General features: G+C 67.6%; 18 protein-coding genes. 9 read left to right on the top strand and 9 right to left on the bottom strand.

Features of this window, described 5'->3' with window-relative positions:
• Nucleotides 1–2 precede the first annotated feature (2 nt).
• The 4 genes from AC1DFR_RS05360 to AC1DFR_RS05375 are packed head-to-tail and all read left to right on the top strand — an operon-like array spanning nt 3 to nt 3,554.
• Nucleotides 3–1,214 carry a thiolase family protein gene (locus AC1DFR_RS05360; RefSeq protein WP_079554859.1) on the top strand — a complete coding sequence of 404 codons (1,212 nt, stop codon included), beginning with the start codon at nt 3–5 and terminating at the stop codon, nt 1,212–1,214.
• Nucleotides 1,214–2,023: an enoyl-CoA hydratase/isomerase family protein gene (locus AC1DFR_RS05365; RefSeq protein WP_230012431.1), complete on the top strand. Its 810-nt coding sequence runs from the start codon at nt 1,214–1,216 to the stop codon at nt 2,021–2,023. The genes AC1DFR_RS05360 and AC1DFR_RS05365 overlap by 1 nt, the downstream gene beginning before the upstream one ends.
• Nucleotides 2,024–2,025: 2 nt before the next feature.
• Nucleotides 2,026–2,898: a 3-hydroxyacyl-CoA dehydrogenase family protein gene (locus tag AC1DFR_RS05370; RefSeq protein WP_476870365.1), complete on the top strand. Its 873-nt coding sequence runs from the start codon at nt 2,026–2,028 to the stop codon at nt 2,896–2,898.
• Between the two features lie 32 nt (nt 2,899–2,930).
• Nucleotides 2,931–3,554 (top strand): GNAT family N-acetyltransferase, encoded by a 624-nt coding sequence (locus AC1DFR_RS05375; RefSeq protein ID WP_476872906.1) that lies wholly within the window; start codon nt 2,931–2,933, stop codon nt 3,552–3,554.
• Here AC1DFR_RS05375 and AC1DFR_RS05380 read toward each other — a convergent pair.
• A complete protein-coding gene (locus tag AC1DFR_RS05380; protein ID WP_476850195.1) occupies nt 3,551–4,387 on the bottom strand; it encodes an SGNH/GDSL hydrolase family protein in 837 nt (278 codons plus the stop codon). The two genes, AC1DFR_RS05375 and AC1DFR_RS05380, sit on opposite strands and share 4 nt — an antisense overlap.
• 153 nt (nt 4,388–4,540) lie before the next feature.
• Between AC1DFR_RS05380 and AC1DFR_RS05385 the strand changes: the two genes are divergently transcribed.
• Complete coding sequence (locus AC1DFR_RS05385; RefSeq protein WP_476872907.1) at nt 4,541–5,278, top strand: tyrosine-protein phosphatase; 738 nt, start codon at nt 4,541–4,543, stop codon at nt 5,276–5,278.
• A gap of 11 nt (nt 5,279–5,289) precedes the next feature.
• On the opposite strand, the gene AC1DFR_RS05390 is transcribed toward AC1DFR_RS05385, so the two are convergent.
• On the bottom strand, nt 5,290–5,667 hold the full coding sequence (locus tag AC1DFR_RS05390) for a hypothetical protein (RefSeq protein WP_476872908.1): 378 nt from the start codon (nt 5,665–5,667) through the stop codon (nt 5,290–5,292).
• Here AC1DFR_RS05390 and AC1DFR_RS05395 point away from each other — a divergent pair.
• Nucleotides 5,666–8,242 carry a S1 family peptidase gene (locus AC1DFR_RS05395; RefSeq protein WP_476872909.1) on the top strand — a complete coding sequence of 859 codons (2,577 nt, stop codon included), beginning with the start codon at nt 5,666–5,668 and terminating at the stop codon, nt 8,240–8,242. The genes AC1DFR_RS05390 and AC1DFR_RS05395 overlap by 2 nt on opposite strands.
• Nucleotides 8,243–8,355: 113 nt before the next feature.
• Here the strand turns inward: AC1DFR_RS05395 and AC1DFR_RS05400 are convergent, their stop codons facing one another.
• Together AC1DFR_RS05400 and AC1DFR_RS05405 are read right to left on the bottom strand one after the other, a co-directional pair.
• Nucleotides 8,356–9,663, bottom strand: a complete 1,308-nt coding sequence (locus tag AC1DFR_RS05400) for a globin domain-containing protein (protein WP_476872910.1) — start codon at nt 9,661–9,663, stop codon at nt 8,356–8,358.
• 234 nt (nt 9,664–9,897) lie between these two features.
• Complete coding sequence (locus AC1DFR_RS05405) at nt 9,898–10,314, bottom strand: PaaI family thioesterase (protein ID WP_223913660.1); 417 nt, start codon at nt 10,312–10,314, stop codon at nt 9,898–9,900.
• Nucleotides 10,315–10,479: 165 nt separating this feature from the next.
• Between AC1DFR_RS05405 and paaZ the strand changes: the two genes are divergently transcribed.
• Nucleotides 10,480–12,582, top strand: a complete 2,103-nt coding sequence (gene paaZ / locus AC1DFR_RS05410) for a phenylacetic acid degradation bifunctional protein PaaZ (protein ID WP_476872911.1) — start codon at nt 10,480–10,482, stop codon at nt 12,580–12,582.
• Between the two features lie 189 nt (nt 12,583–12,771).
• Entirely contained in the window at nt 12,772–13,179 is a 408-nt protein-coding gene (locus AC1DFR_RS05415; protein ID WP_476855566.1) for a VOC family protein, read from the top strand.
• Nucleotides 13,180–13,343: 164 nt separating this feature from the next.
• Here the strand turns inward: AC1DFR_RS05415 and AC1DFR_RS05420 are convergent, their stop codons facing one another.
• From AC1DFR_RS05420 to AC1DFR_RS05435, 4 genes are all read right to left on the bottom strand, one after another.
• Nucleotides 13,344–13,745, bottom strand: coding sequence for a (R)-mandelonitrile lyase (locus AC1DFR_RS05420; RefSeq protein ID WP_476870370.1), 402 nt, complete (start codon nt 13,743–13,745; stop codon nt 13,344–13,346).
• Nucleotides 13,746–13,753: 8 nt separating this feature from the next.
• Nucleotides 13,754–14,086, bottom strand: coding sequence for a carboxymuconolactone decarboxylase family protein (locus tag AC1DFR_RS05425; RefSeq protein WP_476850188.1), 333 nt, complete (start codon nt 14,084–14,086; stop codon nt 13,754–13,756).
• A 72-nt stretch (nt 14,087–14,158) separates the two neighbouring features.
• The gene (locus AC1DFR_RS05430) at nt 14,159–15,187 is read right to left on the bottom strand and encodes an aldo/keto reductase (protein WP_476872912.1); all 1,029 of its coding nucleotides are present in this window, start codon (nt 15,185–15,187) and stop codon (nt 14,159–14,161) included.
• A gap of 18 nt (nt 15,188–15,205) precedes the next feature.
• Complete coding sequence (locus AC1DFR_RS05435; RefSeq protein ID WP_476855569.1) at nt 15,206–16,087, bottom strand: aldo/keto reductase; 882 nt, start codon at nt 16,085–16,087, stop codon at nt 15,206–15,208.
• A gap of 297 nt (nt 16,088–16,384) precedes the next feature.
• On the opposite strand from AC1DFR_RS05435, the gene AC1DFR_RS05440 reads away from it, so the two are divergent.
• Nucleotides 16,385–17,266 carry a helix-turn-helix transcriptional regulator gene (locus tag AC1DFR_RS05440; protein WP_476859300.1) on the top strand — a complete coding sequence of 294 codons (882 nt, stop codon included), beginning with the start codon at nt 16,385–16,387 and terminating at the stop codon, nt 17,264–17,266.
• A 41-nt stretch (nt 17,267–17,307) separates the two neighbouring features.
• Here the strand turns inward: AC1DFR_RS05440 and gad are convergent, their stop codons facing one another.
• Nucleotides 17,308–18,687, bottom strand: a complete 1,380-nt coding sequence (gad, locus tag AC1DFR_RS05445) for a glutamate decarboxylase (RefSeq protein WP_476855571.1) — start codon at nt 18,685–18,687, stop codon at nt 17,308–17,310.
• Nucleotides 18,688–18,707: the final 20 nt, after the last annotated feature.

Below are 18,707 nucleotides of genomic sequence, written 5' to 3' on the forward strand. Positions count from 1 at the left end.
TCATGGTCGAGGCTTTTCTTGTTGGCGGCGCCCGCACTCCCGTGGGCCGCTACGGCGGCGCCCTCTCCGCAGTCCGCCCCGATGACCTGGCCGCACTGGTAGTCCGCGAGGCTGTGGCCCGCGCCGGCGTCGATCCGGACACCATCGACGAGGTCATCCTCGGCAACGCCAACGGCGCCGGCGAAGAGAACCGCAACGTGGCCCGCATGGCCACCCTCCTAGCCGGGCTGCCGCTGCACATCTCCGGCATCACCGTGAACCGGCTCTGCGCCTCCGGGCTCAGCGCCATCATTATGGCCAGCCACATGATCAAGTCCGGCGCCGCGGACATCGTGATCGCGGGCGGCGTCGAATCCATGAGCCGTGCCCCCTGGGTCCAGGAAAAACCCCGGACCGCCTTCGCCAAACCGGGCGAAATCTTCGACACCTCCATCGGCTGGCGTTTCGTCAACCCCCAGTTCACCAAGGGCGAGCTGTCCAGGGACGGCAAAATGACCTACTCCATGCCGGAGACGGCAGAAGAGGTGGGGCGGGTTGACGGCATCTCGCGGGAGGACGCCGACGCCTTCGCCGTCCGCTCCCACGAACGCGCCCTGGCCGCCATCGCCGCCGGCCGCTTCGCGGAGGAAATCGTCCCCGTGACCGTCAAGACCCGCAAGGGCGAGACCGTGGTGGACACCGATGAGGGCCCCCGCGCCGGCACCACCATGGACGTCCTCGCCGGGCTCCGGCCGGTAGTCAAGGGCGGCTCGATCGTCACCGCCGGCAACTCCTCCACCCTCAACGACGGCGCCTCCGCCATCATCGTTGCCTCGGAGGCCGCGATCCAGAAGCTTGGCCTCACGGCCCGCGCCCGCATCATCGACGGCGCCTCAGCCGGCTGCGAGCCCGAAATCATGGGCATCGGGCCGGTTCCGGCCACCCAGAAGGTGCTCGCCCGTTCCGGGCTCAGCGTCGATGACCTCGGCGCCGTCGAGCTCAACGAGGCGTTCGCGACCCAGTCCCTGGCCAGCATGCGCCGGCTCGGCCTCGACCCGGAGATCGTAAACCGCGACGGCGGTGCGATCTCCCTGGGCCACCCGCTGGGGTCCTCCGGTTCCCGGATCGCCATCACACTGCTGGGCCGGATGGAGCGCGAAAACGCCAAAATCGGCCTTGCCACCATGTGCATCGGCGTCGGCCAGGGCACGGCCATGCTGCTGGAGCGCGTCTAGTGGCGGCCCCGGCCCTCGACCCGGCTGGCTTCGGCACGCTCCTGGTCGAAGAGCGAGAGGACCGCGTGGTGGTGGTGCTCAACCGCCCCGAGGTCCGCAACGCGATCGACCAGCAGATGGTCGATGAACTCCACACCGTCTGCGCCCATCTCGAGCGGCACCCCAAAGTCCTCATCATCGCCGGCTCCAAGGGGGTTTTCGCCTCCGGCGCCGACATCGGGCAGCTGCGCGAGCGGCGCCGCGACGATGCCCTGCAGGGCATCAACTCCACCATTTTCGTCCGGATCGCCAAGCTGCCGATGCCCGTCATCGCAGCCCTGGATGGCTTCTGCCTCGGCGGCGGCGCCGAGCTGGCGTACGCCGCGGACTTCCGGATCGGCACCCCGTCCGTCAGGATCGGCAATCCCGAAACCGGACTCGGCATCCTGGCCGCCGCCGGTGCCAGCTGGCGCCTCAAGGAACTCGTGGGGGAGCCCGTCGCCAAGGAAATGCTGCTCGCCGGTGCCGTGCTGCGCGCAGACCGTGCCCTGGCCGTCAATCTCATCACCGAAATCCATGAACCGGCCGGGCTGATGGCCGCGGCCCACAGCCTCGCCGACCGGATCGCCACACAGGACCCGCTCGCCGTCCGGATCACCAAATCCGTGTTCCATGCCCCGGCCGAGGCGCATCCCCTCATTGACCAGCTGGCACAGGGGATCCTCTTCGAATCCCAGGCCAAGTTCGACCGCATGCAGACATTCTTGGATAAGAAATCAGCCAAGAAAACAGAGAAAAAGTCCGCCAAAGATTCCGGGAAGCAGAAATAGACATGGGCAACTCCGTACTCCCCGCCAACCTTCCGACAGCAGTGGGAGTCCTCGGTGGCGGCCGCATGGGCGCAGGCATCGCCCACGCCTTCCTGATCAACGGAGCCAACGTCGTGGTCGTCGAGCGCGACGAGGCGTCGGCCGAGGCCGCCCGGGAGCGGGTCGAGTCCGCCGCCGCCAAGAGCATTGAGCGCGGCGCCGTGGACGGCAACCTGGACGAGATCGTTTCCCGGCTCGCGGTCACCGTGGACTACGACGACTTCGCCGGCCGGCAGCTGGTGGTCGAGGCCGTTCCGGAGGACTGGGACCTGAAGATCACCGCGCTGCGCGGCATCGAGGAACGGCTCGCCGACGGCGCCTACCTCGCCTCCAACACGTCCTCGCTCTCCGTCAACGGTCTGGCCCGCGAACTGAAGCGGCCGCAGAACTTCCTGGGCCTGCACTTCTTCAACCCGGTGCCGGCGTCGACGCTCATCGAAGTGGTCCTCGGCGAGCAGACTTCCGACGCCCTGGCCCAGGCCGCCCGCGGATGGGTGGAGGCGCTCGGCAAGACCGCCGTCGTGGTCAACGACGCGCCCGGCTTCGCCTCCTCCAGGCTGGGCGTCGCGATCGCCCTCGAAGCGATGCGCATGGTGGAAGAGGGCGTGGCCACCGCGGAAGACATCGACAACGCCATGGTGCTGGGCTACAAGCACCCCACGGGACCGCTGCGGACCACCGACATCGTGGGCCTGGACGTGCGCCTCGGCATCGCGGAGTACCTGCAGTCCACGCTGGGTGACCGTTTCGCTCCGCCGCAGATCCTCCGCGACAAGGTGGCCCGCGGCGAACTGGGCCGCAAGTCCGGCAAGGGCTTCTTCGACTGGACCAAGTGACCGGCATTCGTCCGTGCCCCTAGGATGGTGCGGTGACCTCCCTGGACCGCCCCGCGATCGCGCCCATCACCCTGACCGGCAAGTACGTCGTCCTTGAGCCGCTGAGCCAGGACCACCATGACGGCCTTGTCGAGGCGGCACGCGACGGCGAGCTATGGCACCTCTGGTACACCAGCGTGCCCACACCGCAGCACATGGCCGCCGAGATTGAGCGTCGACTGGCCCTGCAGGACAGCGGCGCCATGCTGCCCTTCACCACGCGGCTGCTCGACCCCGCTACCGGCGGACCGGGCCGGGTGATCGGCATGACCACCTACATGAACATCGACGCCGCCACGCCCCGGGTGGAGATCGGCTCCACCTGGAACGCGGCGTCCGTGCATGGCACCGGCAGCAATCCGGACTCCAAGTTGCTGCTGCTGCGGCACGCCTTCGAGACGCTGGGCTGCCCCGCCGTCGAGTTCCGGACGCACTGGCTCAACCACCAGTCCCGCGAGGCGATCACGCGGCTGGGGGCCAAACAGGACGGCGTGCTCCGCAGTCACACGCGCAGCGCCGACGGGGCGCTGCGGGACACCGTCGTGTATTCCATCCTGGAACATGAATGGCCGATGGTCCGGAACGCCCTCGAATCCCGGCTGGCCAAGCGGCGCTAGCGTGCCGAGTAGGCCTTGGCCCCGTTAAGCGATGCGAAGTACGCCTCGTAGCCCCGGGCGTTCGGGTGGAAGTTTTCGGGACTGGCCAGGGCCGTACGGCTGAAATTGATCCACGGAGCCGCAGAGTTCACGCCGTGACCGGCGAAAGCGGCCCGGACATCGACGTACTCCGCTCCGGTGGCCCGGGCGGCGGCGGCGATGGAGCCGTTCAAGCCGTCCGCCAGGACCGTGGCCTTGTAGATGAACCGGGACATCGGATCAGCCTGGCCGGGCGCCACGGGATCGTAGAGGTAGGGGTAGCCCGTCACTACAACCTTGGCGTTGGGGGCGGCAGCCTTCACGCGCTGGATCATCGCTGTCACGTCGCCGGACAGTCGATGGCTGGAGATCTGGCCCTCGGCGTAGGCACTGGCGGCATCGCACAGCGGACCCGCAGCGGGATTGACCATGGCGGCGCCGCAGGAGGCGAGGATTTCCGCAAACCGGAGGTTGTTGCCGCCGGCAGTGATGGTGACGAGCCCGGTGGTCCTGGTCAGCCGCCTGAGCTGGGTGTTGACGACGTCCTGGGTCGTCTTGCCGCTGCAGGCCGCGTTGGCGACGAGTTTGATGGTCTTCGTGTGGGCAGCGAGTTCGGAATAGCTGTTCTCGCTGCGGTAGCAATCATCCAGGTACGGCCCCGCCCCCAGCCCGGCGGCATAGGAGTCTCCGAGCGCGACGTACCGGGTCCTGTCCGCCGCCTCCGCCGGTACCGCCGCCACACCGGCCGCCATGGCCAGGGCGGCGAGACCGGCCGCCAGAGCCGTCCGCCGGCGTCGAAGTTTCAGACGTCCCATGGTGTTCTCCTCAGTGGCACCCTGGGTTCAGCGCCCGTGCCGTGAAAAACGTGTTGCGAAGCGTAAACCCCGCACCATGCCAATGGTCCCATTGTGTATAACGTTTGTGAATCCTGCCGCGGATCGCGCCGGTGCGTGTGCTTAGCTTTCTGGATGATGATTCCTGCAGCGCCCCTGGGCCGAGCCAAGGGGCAGGCGGTGCCCGGAACCGTGGAGTGGGATGGGGCCGTCAACGCGTGGCACGTGGCCGGGGACGTGTTCCGCATGGGACGGCGGGAGTGGCTCACCGAGGCCGGCTGGCGGCAGGTGCACCGCCGGGGCATCCGGACCGTCATCGACCTCCGCAACGAAGCCGAAATCCGGCGCCGGGAGACCGATCCGCCGGTGCGGGCTGGGGCCCTGGCCGGTTTCGACGTCGTGCTGGCCCCCACCGAAGACCCGGACAACCGCGAATTCCGCGAGCTCTGCGTGCCTTACCTGAACGACCCCGCCTGTTATGCGGACAACGCCAGGCTGTTCCCGCACCTGCTGGCCCGGGTCTTCAAGGCGGTGGCCGCCGCGGAAGGCGGTGTGGTCATCCATTGCTCCGCGGGGCGGGACCGGAGCGGCATGATCGCAGCCATGCTCCAGGACCTCGCCGGTGACAGCGAAGAGGCCATTGTGAGCGGCTACCAGCGCTCCATGCGGGGCATCAACGAGCACCTCCGGCACGCCGCAGTCCCGCATCCCCACGAGCGTTTCCTGCCCGAGAATGTGCTGGCGCCCCTGCTGGAATCCCGGGGCCAGAGCCTGCTGCAATTTGTCCGGTCCCTCAACACTGCGGACTACCTCTTCCGCCACGGCGTGACGACCCCGGAACTCGCGGCCATCCTCGGAAAGCTCGGCCGATAGGGTGGGCGCAGTTAGGGTAGGCCAGTGAAGACTCCGAAGTTCCAGCCGATGGTGCGGGCCGCCGCGGCCCTCGCGATTGCGGTTGCCGGTACCGTGCCTGCCTTTGCGCTGACCGCGGTCCCGGCGATGGCCGAAGCCAACGCCCCAGTCCCCGACGACCCGGCGCCAGCTGCATCGGCGATGGCGACGCCGGTTTCGACGGCGGTCCCGATGCCGGTGCCGGTCTCGACGGCGGTTCCAGCGCCGGCTGCGTCTGCGATCTCGACGGCGGTCCCGGTCCCGGTGCCGTCGCCGGCTGACGCGCCTTTGGCTGGTTCTTCGCCGGTGCCGTCCGCGACGCCGATCAGCGATGCCGGCCTCGCCGAGGCCGTGCGGCGGGACCTTGGCATGACCCTCGCGGAATTCGACGCCGCCGGTGCACTTGCCCGGCGGGCCGCCGACGCCGCACCCTCCCTTCGGGCCCTCCCGGGTTATGTGGGAATCAGCCTCGCCGGCGGCAAGATCGCGGTTGAAGGCAGCGGCACCGAGCTCCGGGCCCGAGTGGCCGAACTGAACCAGTCCGGCCCGGCTGACTTCCTGCTTGCCGCCCCCGCGGCCGCCGCCGCTGTCCCGTCAGCCGCGGAGCTGCTGGCCTCCAGCACCCAGCAACTGTTCGAGGCCTATGTCCGCGAGGTCGGGGCCGCCGGGCTGCAGGCCGTCACCTACACAGACGGCCACTTTGTCATCCGCACCGGCGGCACCAACACGGCGCAGTCCGTTCCGGCTGCCGACGCCCTTCCCGCCGCCGCTGTTCCCGCTTCAGTTCCCGCCTCCGTTGTTCCCGCCGCTGTTCCCGCCGCTGGCGCCGATGCGCAGCCGGCGAAAGCCCCGGGCACGGTGCCGAAGATGTCCGCGGCCGAATTCGTGGCCCGCTACGCCAACGTGACGCTGGAACAAGGATCCCGGATCACCACCGAGGAAGACTACTTTGGCGGCCAGGGCTACATCGTTGACGGACGCACGCTGTGTTCGGCCGGGTTCGGGGCCTTCAGCCCCGCGGGCGAGCCTCTGGTCCTGACCGCCGGGCACTGCGCCGGTGACGGCTCCGCGAAGCGGGCCGCGATCGAAAATCCGGGGGGCGCGCCAGCGGCCGGGGGTGCAGGTTCGGGCGCGGCCGCCGGGATCCTGGGCGCATTCGGGTTCAGCCAATTCGGCGGCCCCGGCAATTCCAAGATAGCGACGGACGGCGCCAGCGTCGGCACGGACATCTCCGTCCTCCAGGGCATCAGGAGCGGCCTGGACCTCCAGCCCGCCGTCACCCGTTGGGACAATCCTGCCGATCCGGGGCCGACGTCCGTGAAGATCGTGGGAACCGTGGCTCCTTTCCAGGGCCAGCCCGTGTGCCGGTCCGGCCGGACCACCGGGTGGAGGTGCGGCACGGTGGACTCGATCGGCATCTGGGCCATCCCCGGGCCAAATTCACTGCCGCCGGACTATGACAACGATCTCCGGGCGGTGCGCGGCTTCGACTCGACGTCCGTCACCTCCGGCGGCGGGGACTCCGGCGGCCCGTGGATCAGCGGGAACTTCGCTGTCGGGCTGCACACGGGGGCGGAAAGTACCGACGAGGGCGTCCAGACTCGGGCCATCGCGACCAGCCTCGAGGATGCCATGGGCCAGGTCCCCGGCGGTGTCCAGCTGCAACTGTTCCTGGCCAAGCCGGCGCTCGCTGCGGCCTCCAACGGAACCGTCACAGCCGGTGGGCCGATTACCGGGCACATCGATGCCGGTCCGGCCTCCGTGGTGGCTCCGAATTCCAAGGTCCGCATCACCATCCTGAACCAGAAACCTGGCCAGACCTCCGGCCAGAAGGACGGCCAGCCCTTGGAAGTGCCGGTCGATGCGTCGGGAAACTGGCAGTTCCCCGCACCGTCGTTGGCCGGGCCCTTCACGTTCTCGGCTGAAACCGTGAACGGCTTCAGCGGCTCCGGCGCAGTCGCCCTGTCCGTCGACGTCTCCCGGCTCGCGGCTCCGGCCATCACCTCACCTGTGGACGGCCAGCCGGAGGGCCCGGGACTCACAGCCATCGACGCCATCGAGGGCACCGGAGAAGCCGGAGGCACGGTGCGGCTCTCCGGCGACTTCACCGGGACCGGGCTCGTCGACGCAGACGGCCGCTGGCGCATCAACGTGGCCGATCAGCCGGTCTTCGGAAAAATTTCGGTCACAGCAGTGCTCACGGCCCCCGGAGAAATGGACAGTCCCGCGGCGACCCGCACCTATACCGTCATTCCGCCGGCTCCGGCGGTGTCGAACCTCAGGGACGGCCAGCACCTGCGCCAGGACGCCCTGCCAGCCACCATCTCCGGCACAGCCCTTCGAGGTGCCGGCGTGGCCGTGGCTGTGGACGGGGTGGCCGTGGACTCCGTGCAGGCCGGTTCCGGTTCCGGAGCGGGCAATGCCGCGCTCGAGCCCGGGACCGCGCAGACCTTGGCCGGCAGTGCCCGGTGGAGTGTCACGTTCCCCGCGGAACTGGATGCCGGAGCGCACACCTTGACCGTGACGCAAACCATTTACGGCGTCGCATCGCCGCCGGCAGCCGTGGCGTTCAGCGTCGAGGCCACGCCCGTTTCCGGGGGCACTCCGGCCGGGGCGCCCGCCGGGCCGCCGGGATCCGTGCAGCCGGCAACGCCTGGCCACCCGGCGGTCCCGCAACAGCCCGCCAACCCTGCCGGGGCTCCCGCCGGACCGGTCAAACCGGCGCAAGCTCCCGCCCCGCCGTCGGACACCTCCGTCGTTGTGGGCGGCGCGGCACCGGGCAGCACAACACCGGACAACACGGCACCAGGCAACACGGCGGGCACCTCAGGCCAGCTGGCGAGCACGGGCGCCGGCGGGCTCCTGCCCGTGGCCGGTCTCGGCGCGGGAGCCCTGCTGCTCGGCGCGGCCTTCGTGGCATTCGGCCGGCGCCGGGCGGTGCGTTAGCCGGGGCCTCCAAGCCCGGGCTCGCCGGAAAGCCGCGGGGTCGCCGTACGGCTACGGCGACCCCGCAAGCTTTGGGCGAATCCGCGCATTCGGGAGGAACAGCGAGCCGCGGGTTACTGGAAGTCAGCCAGCCAGAGATCCGGGCCGAAAACCTCGTACTGAATGTCCTTGGCGGGGACGCCACCGGCAATCAATGCGCTCCGAACCGACTTCAGGAACGGCAGGGGACCGCAGAGGTAGTACTCGGCGTCGTCCGGGAGTTCGACGTCGCTGACGTCCATGAAACCGGAGAACACGGAACTGCCCGCCCCGGCCCTCTCGCCGGTTTCGGCCACCCCGGACGCCCCGCCGGTACCGCCCGCCTCGCCGGTTTCGCCCGCCCCGGCTCCCTCGCCCGTCTCGCCGGTCTCCGCTGTCCCCGCGGGAGCCAGGAACCACGTCTTCAGGGTCCCGTCCGCGAGTTTCGCAAGATCTTCCCTGACCTGAGCGCGGAGCGGGAAGGATGCCTCGCTGTCATCGGCATGCAGCAGCACCACCTGGCGGCGTGAACCGGACTGCACGAGGTGGGAGAGCATCCCGGCCATGGGCGTGATGCCGATTCCCGCGCTGGCCATGACCAGCGGCCGGTCCGTGTACTCCAGCACAACGTCGCCGAACGGAGCTGAGAGCACCACCTCGTCGCCCACCTGGACGTCATTGTGGAGCAGCGTGGACATCTCGCCGTCGGGAGTCTGAAGTCCGTGGACCCTCTTGACGGCGAACTGCCGGTGCTGCCCGTCGTCGGCCCTGGTCAGGCTGTATTGCCGGGGCTGCTGTACGCCGTCGGGCATGGTCATCTTGAGGGTCACGTACTGCCCGGGCAGGGACGGCTTGACGTCCCGCTCGTCGGTCCGCTCGACGACGAACGAGACGACGTCGGCAGTCTCCTGGATCCGCTGCACCACCCGCCACGTCCGCCAAATGGTCTCGGGGGAGAGGTGCACTGCGTTGTACAGCCCGCGCTCCTTGTTGATGAGCAGGTTCGCCATCAGCCAGTAGACCTCATCCCAGGCGGCGGCGACCTCGGGAGTGACAGCATCGCCCAGAACATCCACGATCGCCCACATGAGGTGGTCGTGGACAATCTGGTACTGGTCCGGGCTCAGGCCCAGCGAGACGTGTTTGTGGGCCACCCGGGAGAGCAGATGATCCGGCACCTGGTCCGGTTTCTCCACGAGCATGCCGGCGAAGGCCGCGATGGATCCGGCGAGCGCCTGCTGCTGGCGGCCGTCCGCCTGGTTTCCCCGGTTGAAGAGCCCGTCCAGGAGATCCGGCTGCGCCTCGAACATATGTTTGTAGAAGCGCTTGGCGATCTCCTCGATGTGCTCGCCGACTACGGGCAGCGTTGCCTGAATGACGGGAAGTGAAGTGTCTGAGAGCATGGTGCATCCCTTCCGGTGAGACCGGTGATGCCCGGCGGTGCCGGGCGACTCAGCACTTCCAAGCTAACAGCCGCGGCACCGCGCCTTCCGGGCCGATCGGCCCTACATCGGGAGCGGGGTCCGGTGTAGGCGGCCTCCCGCCCTGGGCCCGAGTTCGCCGGAAAGCTCCCGGGTCGCCGGAACGTTACAGCGACCCCGCAGGTCTCCGGCGACCCCGAGGGTTCGGGCCAGAAGTCAGGCCTTGCGGTCCAGCAGCAGGTTGGTGATCCGCAGCGTGCAGATTCGCTGGCCGGTCTCGTTCGTGATCAGCACCTCGTGGGTGGTCAGGGTGCCGCCCAGATGGATGGGGGTGGCCGTGATCGTGATCAGTCCCTCGCGGGCCGACTTGTGGTGCGTGGCCGAGACGTCGACGCCCACCGCCGTCTTGCCCAGGGTGCTGGCGTGGATGACGGCGGCCCAGGACCCCACGGCCTCGCCCACGGCCAGTGAGGCGCCGCCGTGCAGGAGCCCGAACGACTGCCGGTTGCCCTCCACCGGCATGGTCGCGACCACGCGGTCCACGGACTCCTCGACGATCTTCACGCCCATCTTCTCGTCGAGTTCCCCCAGGGTGATTTTCCACAACTCGGTGCTGCCGGTCTCGGGCGTCATAGCGTCTCCTTTGTTGCCGGGCCGGCCGGTCCCGGGCGGTCGGTGCCGCCGCGGCTAGTGTGCGGCAGGCCTCATTCATGTACTGTAGATCATATTACCGAACGGACGGTCAGTAATGTTCCGGCCGTGTTGATCTTGCTCCCCCGTTGGAAGGACCCGTCAACGATGACCACCACAGCCGCACCCGCAGTAGACACTGTCGAGATCGTTCCCAGTTTCATCCGGGGTTCCTGGTGGACTCCCGACGACGCCGGCGCCGCCGGCGCGGCGCCGGTACTGGACGCCAGCACCGGCGAGCTCCTGGCGAAGGTGAGCACCGAGGGGCTCGACCTCGCCGCCGTCGTGGATTATGGCCGCACCACCGGCCAGGTGGAACTTGGCACGCTGACCTTCCACCAGCGCGCGCTCAAGCTCAAGGAACTGGCGCAGTACCTCAATGGCCGCCGCGAGGAGTTCTACGCGCTCTCGGCGCAGACCGGCGCCACCAAGATCGACTCCATAATCGACATCGACGGCGGCATCGGCGTCCTGTTCACCTTCGGGTCCAAGGGCCGCCGGGAGCTGCCCAACTCCCAGGTGGTGGTGGATGGCCCCATGGAGGTGCTGTCCCGCGACGGCTCGTTCGCCGGTGAGCACATCTACACCCGCATCCCCGGCGTCGCCGTGCAGATTAACGCCTTCAACTTCCCTGTCTGGGGCATGCTGGAGAAGCTTGCCCCGGCCTTCCTCGCCGGCGTCCCCACCATCGTCAAACCCGCCACCCCCACCGGGTACGTGGCCGCCGCCGTGGTCAAGGCGATCGACGAATCCGGCATCCTGCCCACCGGCTCGCTGCAGCTGATTTCCGGCTCAGTCCGTACGCTGCTGGACCACCTGGACTACCGCGACCTCGTGGCCTTCACCGGCTCCGCGTCGACCGCCAACACGCTCAAGTCGCACCCCAATGTGGTCAAGGGCGGGGTCCGCTTCACGTCCGAGACCGACTCCCTGAATGCCGCGATCCTGGGCCCGGATGCGGTCAAGGGCACACCGGAATTCGACGCCTTCATCAAGTCCCTCGTCACCGAGATGACCGCCAAGGCCGGCCAGAAATGCACCTCGATCCGCCGCGCGATCGTGCCGCAGGAACTCGTCGCCGACGTCACCGCCGCCGTGGGGGACCGCATCCGCGAACGCGTCGTGCTCGGTGATCCCCGCGCCGAGGGCGTCACCATGGGCGCCCTGGCCTCCCTTGAGCAGCTCGCCGACGTGCGCGCCGCCGTACAGTCCATGCTCGACGCCGGCGGGGAGCTCGCCTACGGCACGCTCGACGCGCCCAAGGTCACCAGCGCGGACGGCAGCATCGGCGTCGTCGACGGCGGCGCCTTCATGTCCCCGGTCCTGCTGAGCTGGGCCAACCCGGAAGCCGAGGAGGTCCACTCGCTGGAGGCCTTCGGCCCGGTGTCCTCGGTGATCGGCTACACCGACCTGGCTGACGCCGTCCGCCTCGCCGCCCGCGGCGGCGGCTCGCTGGTCGCCACGGTCTGCACGAACGATCCCGCCGTGGCCCAGCAGCTGGTCACCGGCATCGCGGCCCACCACGGCCGCGTGCTCATGCTCAACCGCGAGGACGCCCGCAGCTCCACCGGCCACGGCTCCCCGGTCCCGCACCTGGTCCACGGCGGTCCCGGCCGCGCCGGCGGCGGCGAAGAGCTCGGCGGCATCCGCTCGGTGATGCACCACATGCAGCGCACCGCCATCCAGGGCTCGCCGAACATGCTCACCGCCGTCACAGGGCTCTGGCACACCGGAGCGGACCGCAACTTCACGCTCGAGACCGAGGGCCAGCACCCGTTCCGGAAATCCCTCGCCACCCTGCACATCGGCGACGCCATCCGCTCGGAGCTGCGCGAGGTCTCGCTGGAGGAAATCACCAAGTTCGCGAACTCCACCGGCGACACCTTCTACGCCCACACCAACCAGGAAGCCGCCGCGGCCAACCCCTTCTTCCCGGGCATCGTGGCGCACGGCTACCTCCTGCTCAGCTGGGCAGCCGGCCTGTTCGTGGAGCCCGCACCGGGACCGGTCCTGGCCAACTACGGCCTGGAGAACCTGCGGTTCATCACCCCCGTGGCCGCGGGCGATTCCATCCGCGTGACCCTGACGGCCAAGAAGATCACCCCGCGCGAGACCGACGAGTACGGCGAGGTGGCCTGGGACGCCGTCCTGACCAACCAGAACGACGAAATCGTCGCCACCTACGACGTCCTGACCCTCGTAGAGAAGTAGCCCGTCCCGCTCACTCCCGCCTTACCTCCCGTTGCGCTATCACTTGTGGCTGCCAAAAGGTCGAAATGACCGCCACAAGTGATAGGGCAACCGGGGAGGGACAGGGGCGGGCTTCGCCGTGCAGGGAGCAATTGGCGGGCTCTTTCCATCCCGCTCCGGCGTAAAATCTTGCTCGTAGGAGGTGGCGAAATGACCCTAGTACTCAATAAAGCCACAACAGTCCTGCCAGTTGATGATGCAGCGCGTGCCCGGCATTTCTACGCGGACACTTTGGGGCTCCCGCACCGTGGCGTGGCAGATGACGGAAGCGAATTGTTCGGCTCAGAAGGCGGCCCAATGCTGCAGCTGATGCCAGTCAAGGATGGAATGCATTCAGAGCACACCACCCTGAGCTTCGAAGTCAGCGAGATCGAGCGCACGGTCCAGGAAATGGAAGCCAAGGGCGTCATGTTCCAGGACTACGATCGCCCGGACCTCAAGACCGAGAACCATATTTGTACAACGGATTCAGAGAAGTGCGCCTGGTTCATGGACTCCGAGCACAATATTTTGTGCGTGCACGAGAACATCACCACGGCAGCTGATTACCAGCTCTAAACGGCGGGCAACGGCGGATTTTCGGGCGCTCCGGCTCAGCGGGGCGCCCTTTTCTGTTGCCCGCGGCCATCCAGGGCGCCTCGCCGCCTTCCGGTGGCGCCCAGGCCCAGGTTCACGAGAGGGAATGTCCTCAGCTGCGTCCCTGCAATTGGTTCGCGGGCTGGTCAGCTTCCGTTGTACTCGTCGTCGGTGATGTGCTCGCCCCACGTGGTGGTCGTCGCTGCGTCCTCGCCGTTCTGGAGCATCGCGATATGTTCCATGAAGCAGCCAGGGGCGGCCGCGTGCCAGTGCTCCTCGCCGGGCGGCGTGTAGAGCGTCTGGCCGGGGTGGACTTCGACGATCTTCCCGTCCCGGGTTCCGAAACGGCCAACTCCCTGGGTGACGCGGAGGTACTGGCCGTGTTCGTGGGAGTGCCAGGCGGTGCGGGCTCCGGGCGCGAAACGGACGGTCGCGACCACCATCGTCTGATCCGGCTCGTGCGGGAGCGCGATCGGATCGAGCCAGACGTCGCCGGCGAACCGGGCCGGCGGGTTCTTCGCAGTGGGGACAGTGGGTTCGATGTTCATGGTGATCCTTACTTGCTCTCGGTGAAGAGCCGCTTGGCCACGCCCATGGCGGCCATGCCCTTGGGCCAGCCTGCGTAGAGCGTGACATGGGTGATGGCTTCGATGAGTTCTTCCCGGGTGACGCCGTTCTCAATGGCGCGACCAAGGTGGAAGCCGAGCTGTTCGGTGTTGCCGCCGGCGGTGAGAACGGCGACGGTGATAAGGCTGCGGTCACGGGCCGGAAGCTCCGGGCGGTTCCAGACGTCCGCGAACAGGACGTCGTCGGTGAGCTCGGCGAGCTTCGGGGCGAAGTCTCCGAACATGTTCCGGCCGCCGCCGATCTGTTGGGGTTGGTCAGTCATGATGTTCCTTCTTTCAGTGGAAGCTCGAACTGCTGCACAGAGCTTCATGCAGGGCTTCAGGCGCCTCGTTGGTCACAGTTGCTTCCGTCGCCGCGCCAGGGGCGTGAGTTCGTTGGTGCCGTAGCTGTTGTCGTCGGGGTTGACGGTAACGCCGGGTGCGACGAGCTGGTCGATGCGGTCCAGCACGTCGCTGGCCAAGGTGATGTCCGCGGCGGGCAGGTAGGACTCGAGCTGTTCCATGGTGCGGGGTCCGACGATGGCGGCTGTGACGCCGGGGTGGTTGATCGCGAAGGCGATGGCCAGTTCGATGAGCGTCAATCCGGCTTGTTCGGCCAGCTGGGCGAGTTCTTCGACGATGTCGAGCTTGCGCTGGTTGGCCGGGCTCGTCATGTCGAACCGGGCGTTCGGACGCGCGGTTGAGGTGGGCGCGGAGGCTGCGTTTTTACGCCAGCGCCCGGAGAGCCAGCCGCCGCTGAGCGGGCTGTAGGTGAGGGTTCCCATGCCGTGGCGCTGCACCGTGGGAAGGAGGTCCTCCTCGATGCCGCGGACCAGGATCGAGTACGGCGGCTGCTCGGTGACAAACCGCTCCAGGTTGCGTTCCCGGGATGCCCACTGGGCTTCCACGATCTGCGACCCGGAATACGACGAGGAGCCGATGTACCGCACCTTCCCCTGGCGGACCAGATCAGTGAGGGCGCCGAGAGTCTCCTCGACGTCGGTATCCGGGCTGGGCCGGTGCACCTGGTAGAGGTCGATGTAGTCGGTGTTCAAGCGGGGTAGGGAGTCTTCCACCGCCCGCATGATCCAGCGGCGGGATCCACCCCGCTGGTTGGGATCGTCTTCGCTCATGGGCATGAAGAACTTCGTGGCGAGGAACACGTCCTCACGCCGGCCCTCCAGTGCCTGCCCGACGATTTCCTCGGATGCCCCGCCGGAGTAGACATCGGCGGTGTCGATGAAGTTGATGCCCGCGTCGAGGGCGCGGTGGATGATTCGAATGGAGTCCGCGGTGTCGTTGTTGCCCCAGGGGCCGAACATCATCGCGCCGAGGCATAGGGGACTGACCTGCACGCCTGTGCGGCCAAGGGGGCGATATTTCATGGGTGGCTTCTCTCTGTCTCAGGCTTCGGGGATGACCATGGCGAAACGCTCTTCGCGGGCCTCGTCGGGGTCCGGTCCGTTGCGCACACCGGTGTCGAGGGCGTCGATGGCGGCGAGTTCGTCGGCGCCGAGTTCGAAGTCGAAGACGTCGAAGTTCTCGGCGATGCGTGCGGGGTTGGTCGACTTCGGGATGGCTGAGCGGCCCTGCTGCAGGTGCCAGCGGATCATGACCTGGGCGGGGCTCTTTCCGTGTGTTTGTCCGATGCCGGCGATCGTCGGGTCTTCCATCACGTTCCTGCGCTTCTCGCCCCATCCGGGGTAAAAAGTGATGCCGCCGATCGGTGACCACGCCTGGGTAAGGATGCCGTGTTCGGTGTCCGTTGCCTGGACGGCCGGCTGGGCGAAGTACGGGTGCAGCTCAATCTGGTTCACCGCCGGGACGACGTCTGTGGCCGCCAGCAGCTGCTCCAGGTGATGCGGCATGAAGTTGCTGACACCGATCGCCCGGACGCGCCCGTCAGCAAGCAGGGTCTCCAGGGCCTTGTACGCGCCGACGGTTCTTTCGAAGCGGTCGGGGGCGGGCTGATGCAGGATGAACAGGTCCAGGTAGTCGACGCCGAGCTTGCCAACAGCCTTTTCCCAGGCGTGCAACGTCTGGTCGTAGCCGTAGTCACTGACCCAGACTTTGGTCTCGATGAACACGTCGGAACGGTCCAGGCCCGAGTTGCGGATGCCCTCACCGACCTCCCGCTCGTTGCCGTACGCCGCGGCAGTGTCGATGTGCCGGTAGCCGGCCGCCAGCGCCGCTTCGACGGCCGCCGTCGTTTGCTCCGGCGCGCTTTGGAAGACGCCCAGTCCGAGGGCGGGCATCGTGACGCCGTTATTGAGAGTAAGTTCCATGTGCATGCCTTTCACGGTATTCAGGTGTGCGGGATTATGGGAGGGCACGTGAGTACCCCCTTTTCGGATGTAGCCAGGTCAGCGGGCGGCCTCGGCCAGGGGTGCGGGTGCGGCCCCGAGCGGTGTCAGGTAGCTGGCGAGGATGATCGCCAGGATCGCCGCCGGGTGGGCAGTAGTTGCGGGTGCAGGATTCATGTTTTCCATGGAACTGTGATTTCCCAATGGAGGGGAGTCACGGTCGTTCCGGGTAATGCCAGTGCCTCCCTCGTCGCATTGGCCGCGGGTAGCGTGGAGGCCATGACACACAGCGACGACGTGCGGAAGTTCCTGACCTCCCGCCGTGCCAGGATCACGCCGGAGGAGGCCGGCCTCCCGGTCTACGGCGGAAACCGCCGCGTTACCGGGCTGCGCCGCGAGGAAGTCGCGATGCTCGCCGGGATGAGCATCGATTACTACATACGCCTTGAGCGCGGAAACCTCTCCGGCGCCTCGGACAGCGTCCTTGAAGCCCTCTGCCGTGCACTGAAGCTTGACGACGCCGAGACGGCCCACCTTTTTGACCTGGCCCGCGCGGCCACGGCCGCTCCCCGGGTGCGGCGAAAGCGCAGCCCGCAGACAGTGCGGCCGAGCGTGCAACGCGTCATTGATGCGATCACGACGGCGCCGGCCTGGGTCCGCAACGACCGCGGGGATGTCCTTGCCGCCAACGAACTCGGCCGTGCGCTCTACCTGGACATGATGGCTGAGCAGGTGACTCCGCCGAACAGTGCACGGTTCACCTTCCTGAACCCGAAAGCGCGGGAGTTCTTCGCCGATTGGGAACGCAGCGCGGACGACATCGTCGCGGTCCTGAGGTCCACCGCCGGGAAAAACCCCTACGACAGGGACCTCACGGACCTGATCGGAGAGCTTTCGACCCGCAGCGAGGAGTTCCGCACCCGGTGGGCGAGGCACGACGTGAAGTACCACCGCACCGGCCGCAAACGGCTCCACCACCCGATCGTGGGGGACCTGGACCTGAGCTTCGAAGCACTGGAACTGCCCGCGGACCCAGGGCTGCGCATCAACGTCTACACGGCAGATCCCGGGACACCCTCCGAGGACGCCCTGAAAGTCCTCGCCAGCTGGGCCGCCACCCAGCGCGAAACGGCAGCGGCCGCAGTCAGGGAGAAGAAATGACCGACCGTTCCTCCACCGTGCTCATTGTTGGCGCCACCAGGTCAATGCCCGGGTCCGGTCACGATCTTCTTTCGTTCGGATTCGTGCGCGCCGCCCTTCTTTGCCAGTGTTGAGCACGCCTCCTCGATATCCCGGGCGAGCGTGTCGACGTGCTCGCGGCTCATCGTTTCCTTGACCAGCGCACGCATGATCGTCACGTCCTGGGCGTTCGGCGGCAGGGTGTAGGCCGGCACCATCCAGCCGCGTTCGGCCGAGAGCTGCCAGGCAATGTCGAACTCGTCGTAACCGGGGTCGCCGGCGAGCCGGAACGCAACCAGGGGAAGCTGCTCCTCGTCGGGGCCGATGATCTCGAACCGGCCCATGGCCTCCAACTTCTCGGCGAGGGCGCGGGCGTTGGTCTGCATGTTCTGCATGATGTAGGTGTAGCCGGCGCGGCCATAGCGCACGAAGTTGTAGTACTGGGCGAGAACCATCGACGAGCCGGTGGAGAAGTTCAGGGTGAACGTCGAGTCGGTCTTGCCGAGGTAGTTCTCCTCAAAAACAAGGTCCTTGGCCAGGTCGGCCTTCTCCCGGAAGATCAGCCAGCCGATGCCGGGATAGACCAGTCCGAACTTGTGCCCGGAGACATTGATCGAGCGGACCTGCTCGAGCCGGAAGTCCCACTCGGAGTCCGGGTACAGGAAGGGCCAGACAAACCCCCCACTGGCCCCGTCCACATGCAGCGGCACATCAAGGCCCCGCTCACCCTTGATCCGGACCAGCAGGTCGTTGATGCCGACGATGTCGTCTTTGTGCCCGGTGAACGTAGTGCCCAGCACGGCTGCGACGCCGATGGTGTTCTCATCGATATGGGCCTGCACGTCCTCCGGGCCGATCGTGTACTTCCCCGGCTGCAGGGGCACGATCCGCGGCTCGACGTCGAAGTAGCGGCAGAACTTCTCCCACACAACATGCACGTCGCCGCCGAACACCAGGTTAGGGCTCGACGTCGATGCGCCGGCGGCCTCGCGGCGTTTGCGCCAGTTCCACTTCAGGGACAGGCCGCCGAGCATGATCGCCTCGGAGGATCCCTGGGTCCGGGCGCCCGTCGTCTCGCCGGGAGCGTGGAAAAGGTCTGCGAGCATCCGAATGCAGCGCTGCTCGATTTCGGCCGTGCGGGGATATTCGGCGTGGTCGATGAAATTGCGGTGCAGGTTCGCTGCGATGATCTGCTGGGCCTGCGGCTCCATCCATGTCGTTACGAAGGTCGCCAGGTTGCGGGCCGGATCACCCTCCAGCGCCAGGTCCTCCGACACCAGCCGCAAAGCGTCCTCAGCAGGAATGCCGGTCTCCGGGAACTCCCGGCTCGGAACCTCCTGGGTGACAAATCGGTTGCCGAACAGTGCCACGTCGGCGTCCGCCGGCTGGGAATTTATTGACATCACTTCTCCTAAAGAGACTG

This window comes from Arthrobacter sp. 05T410, assembly GCF_056396505.1.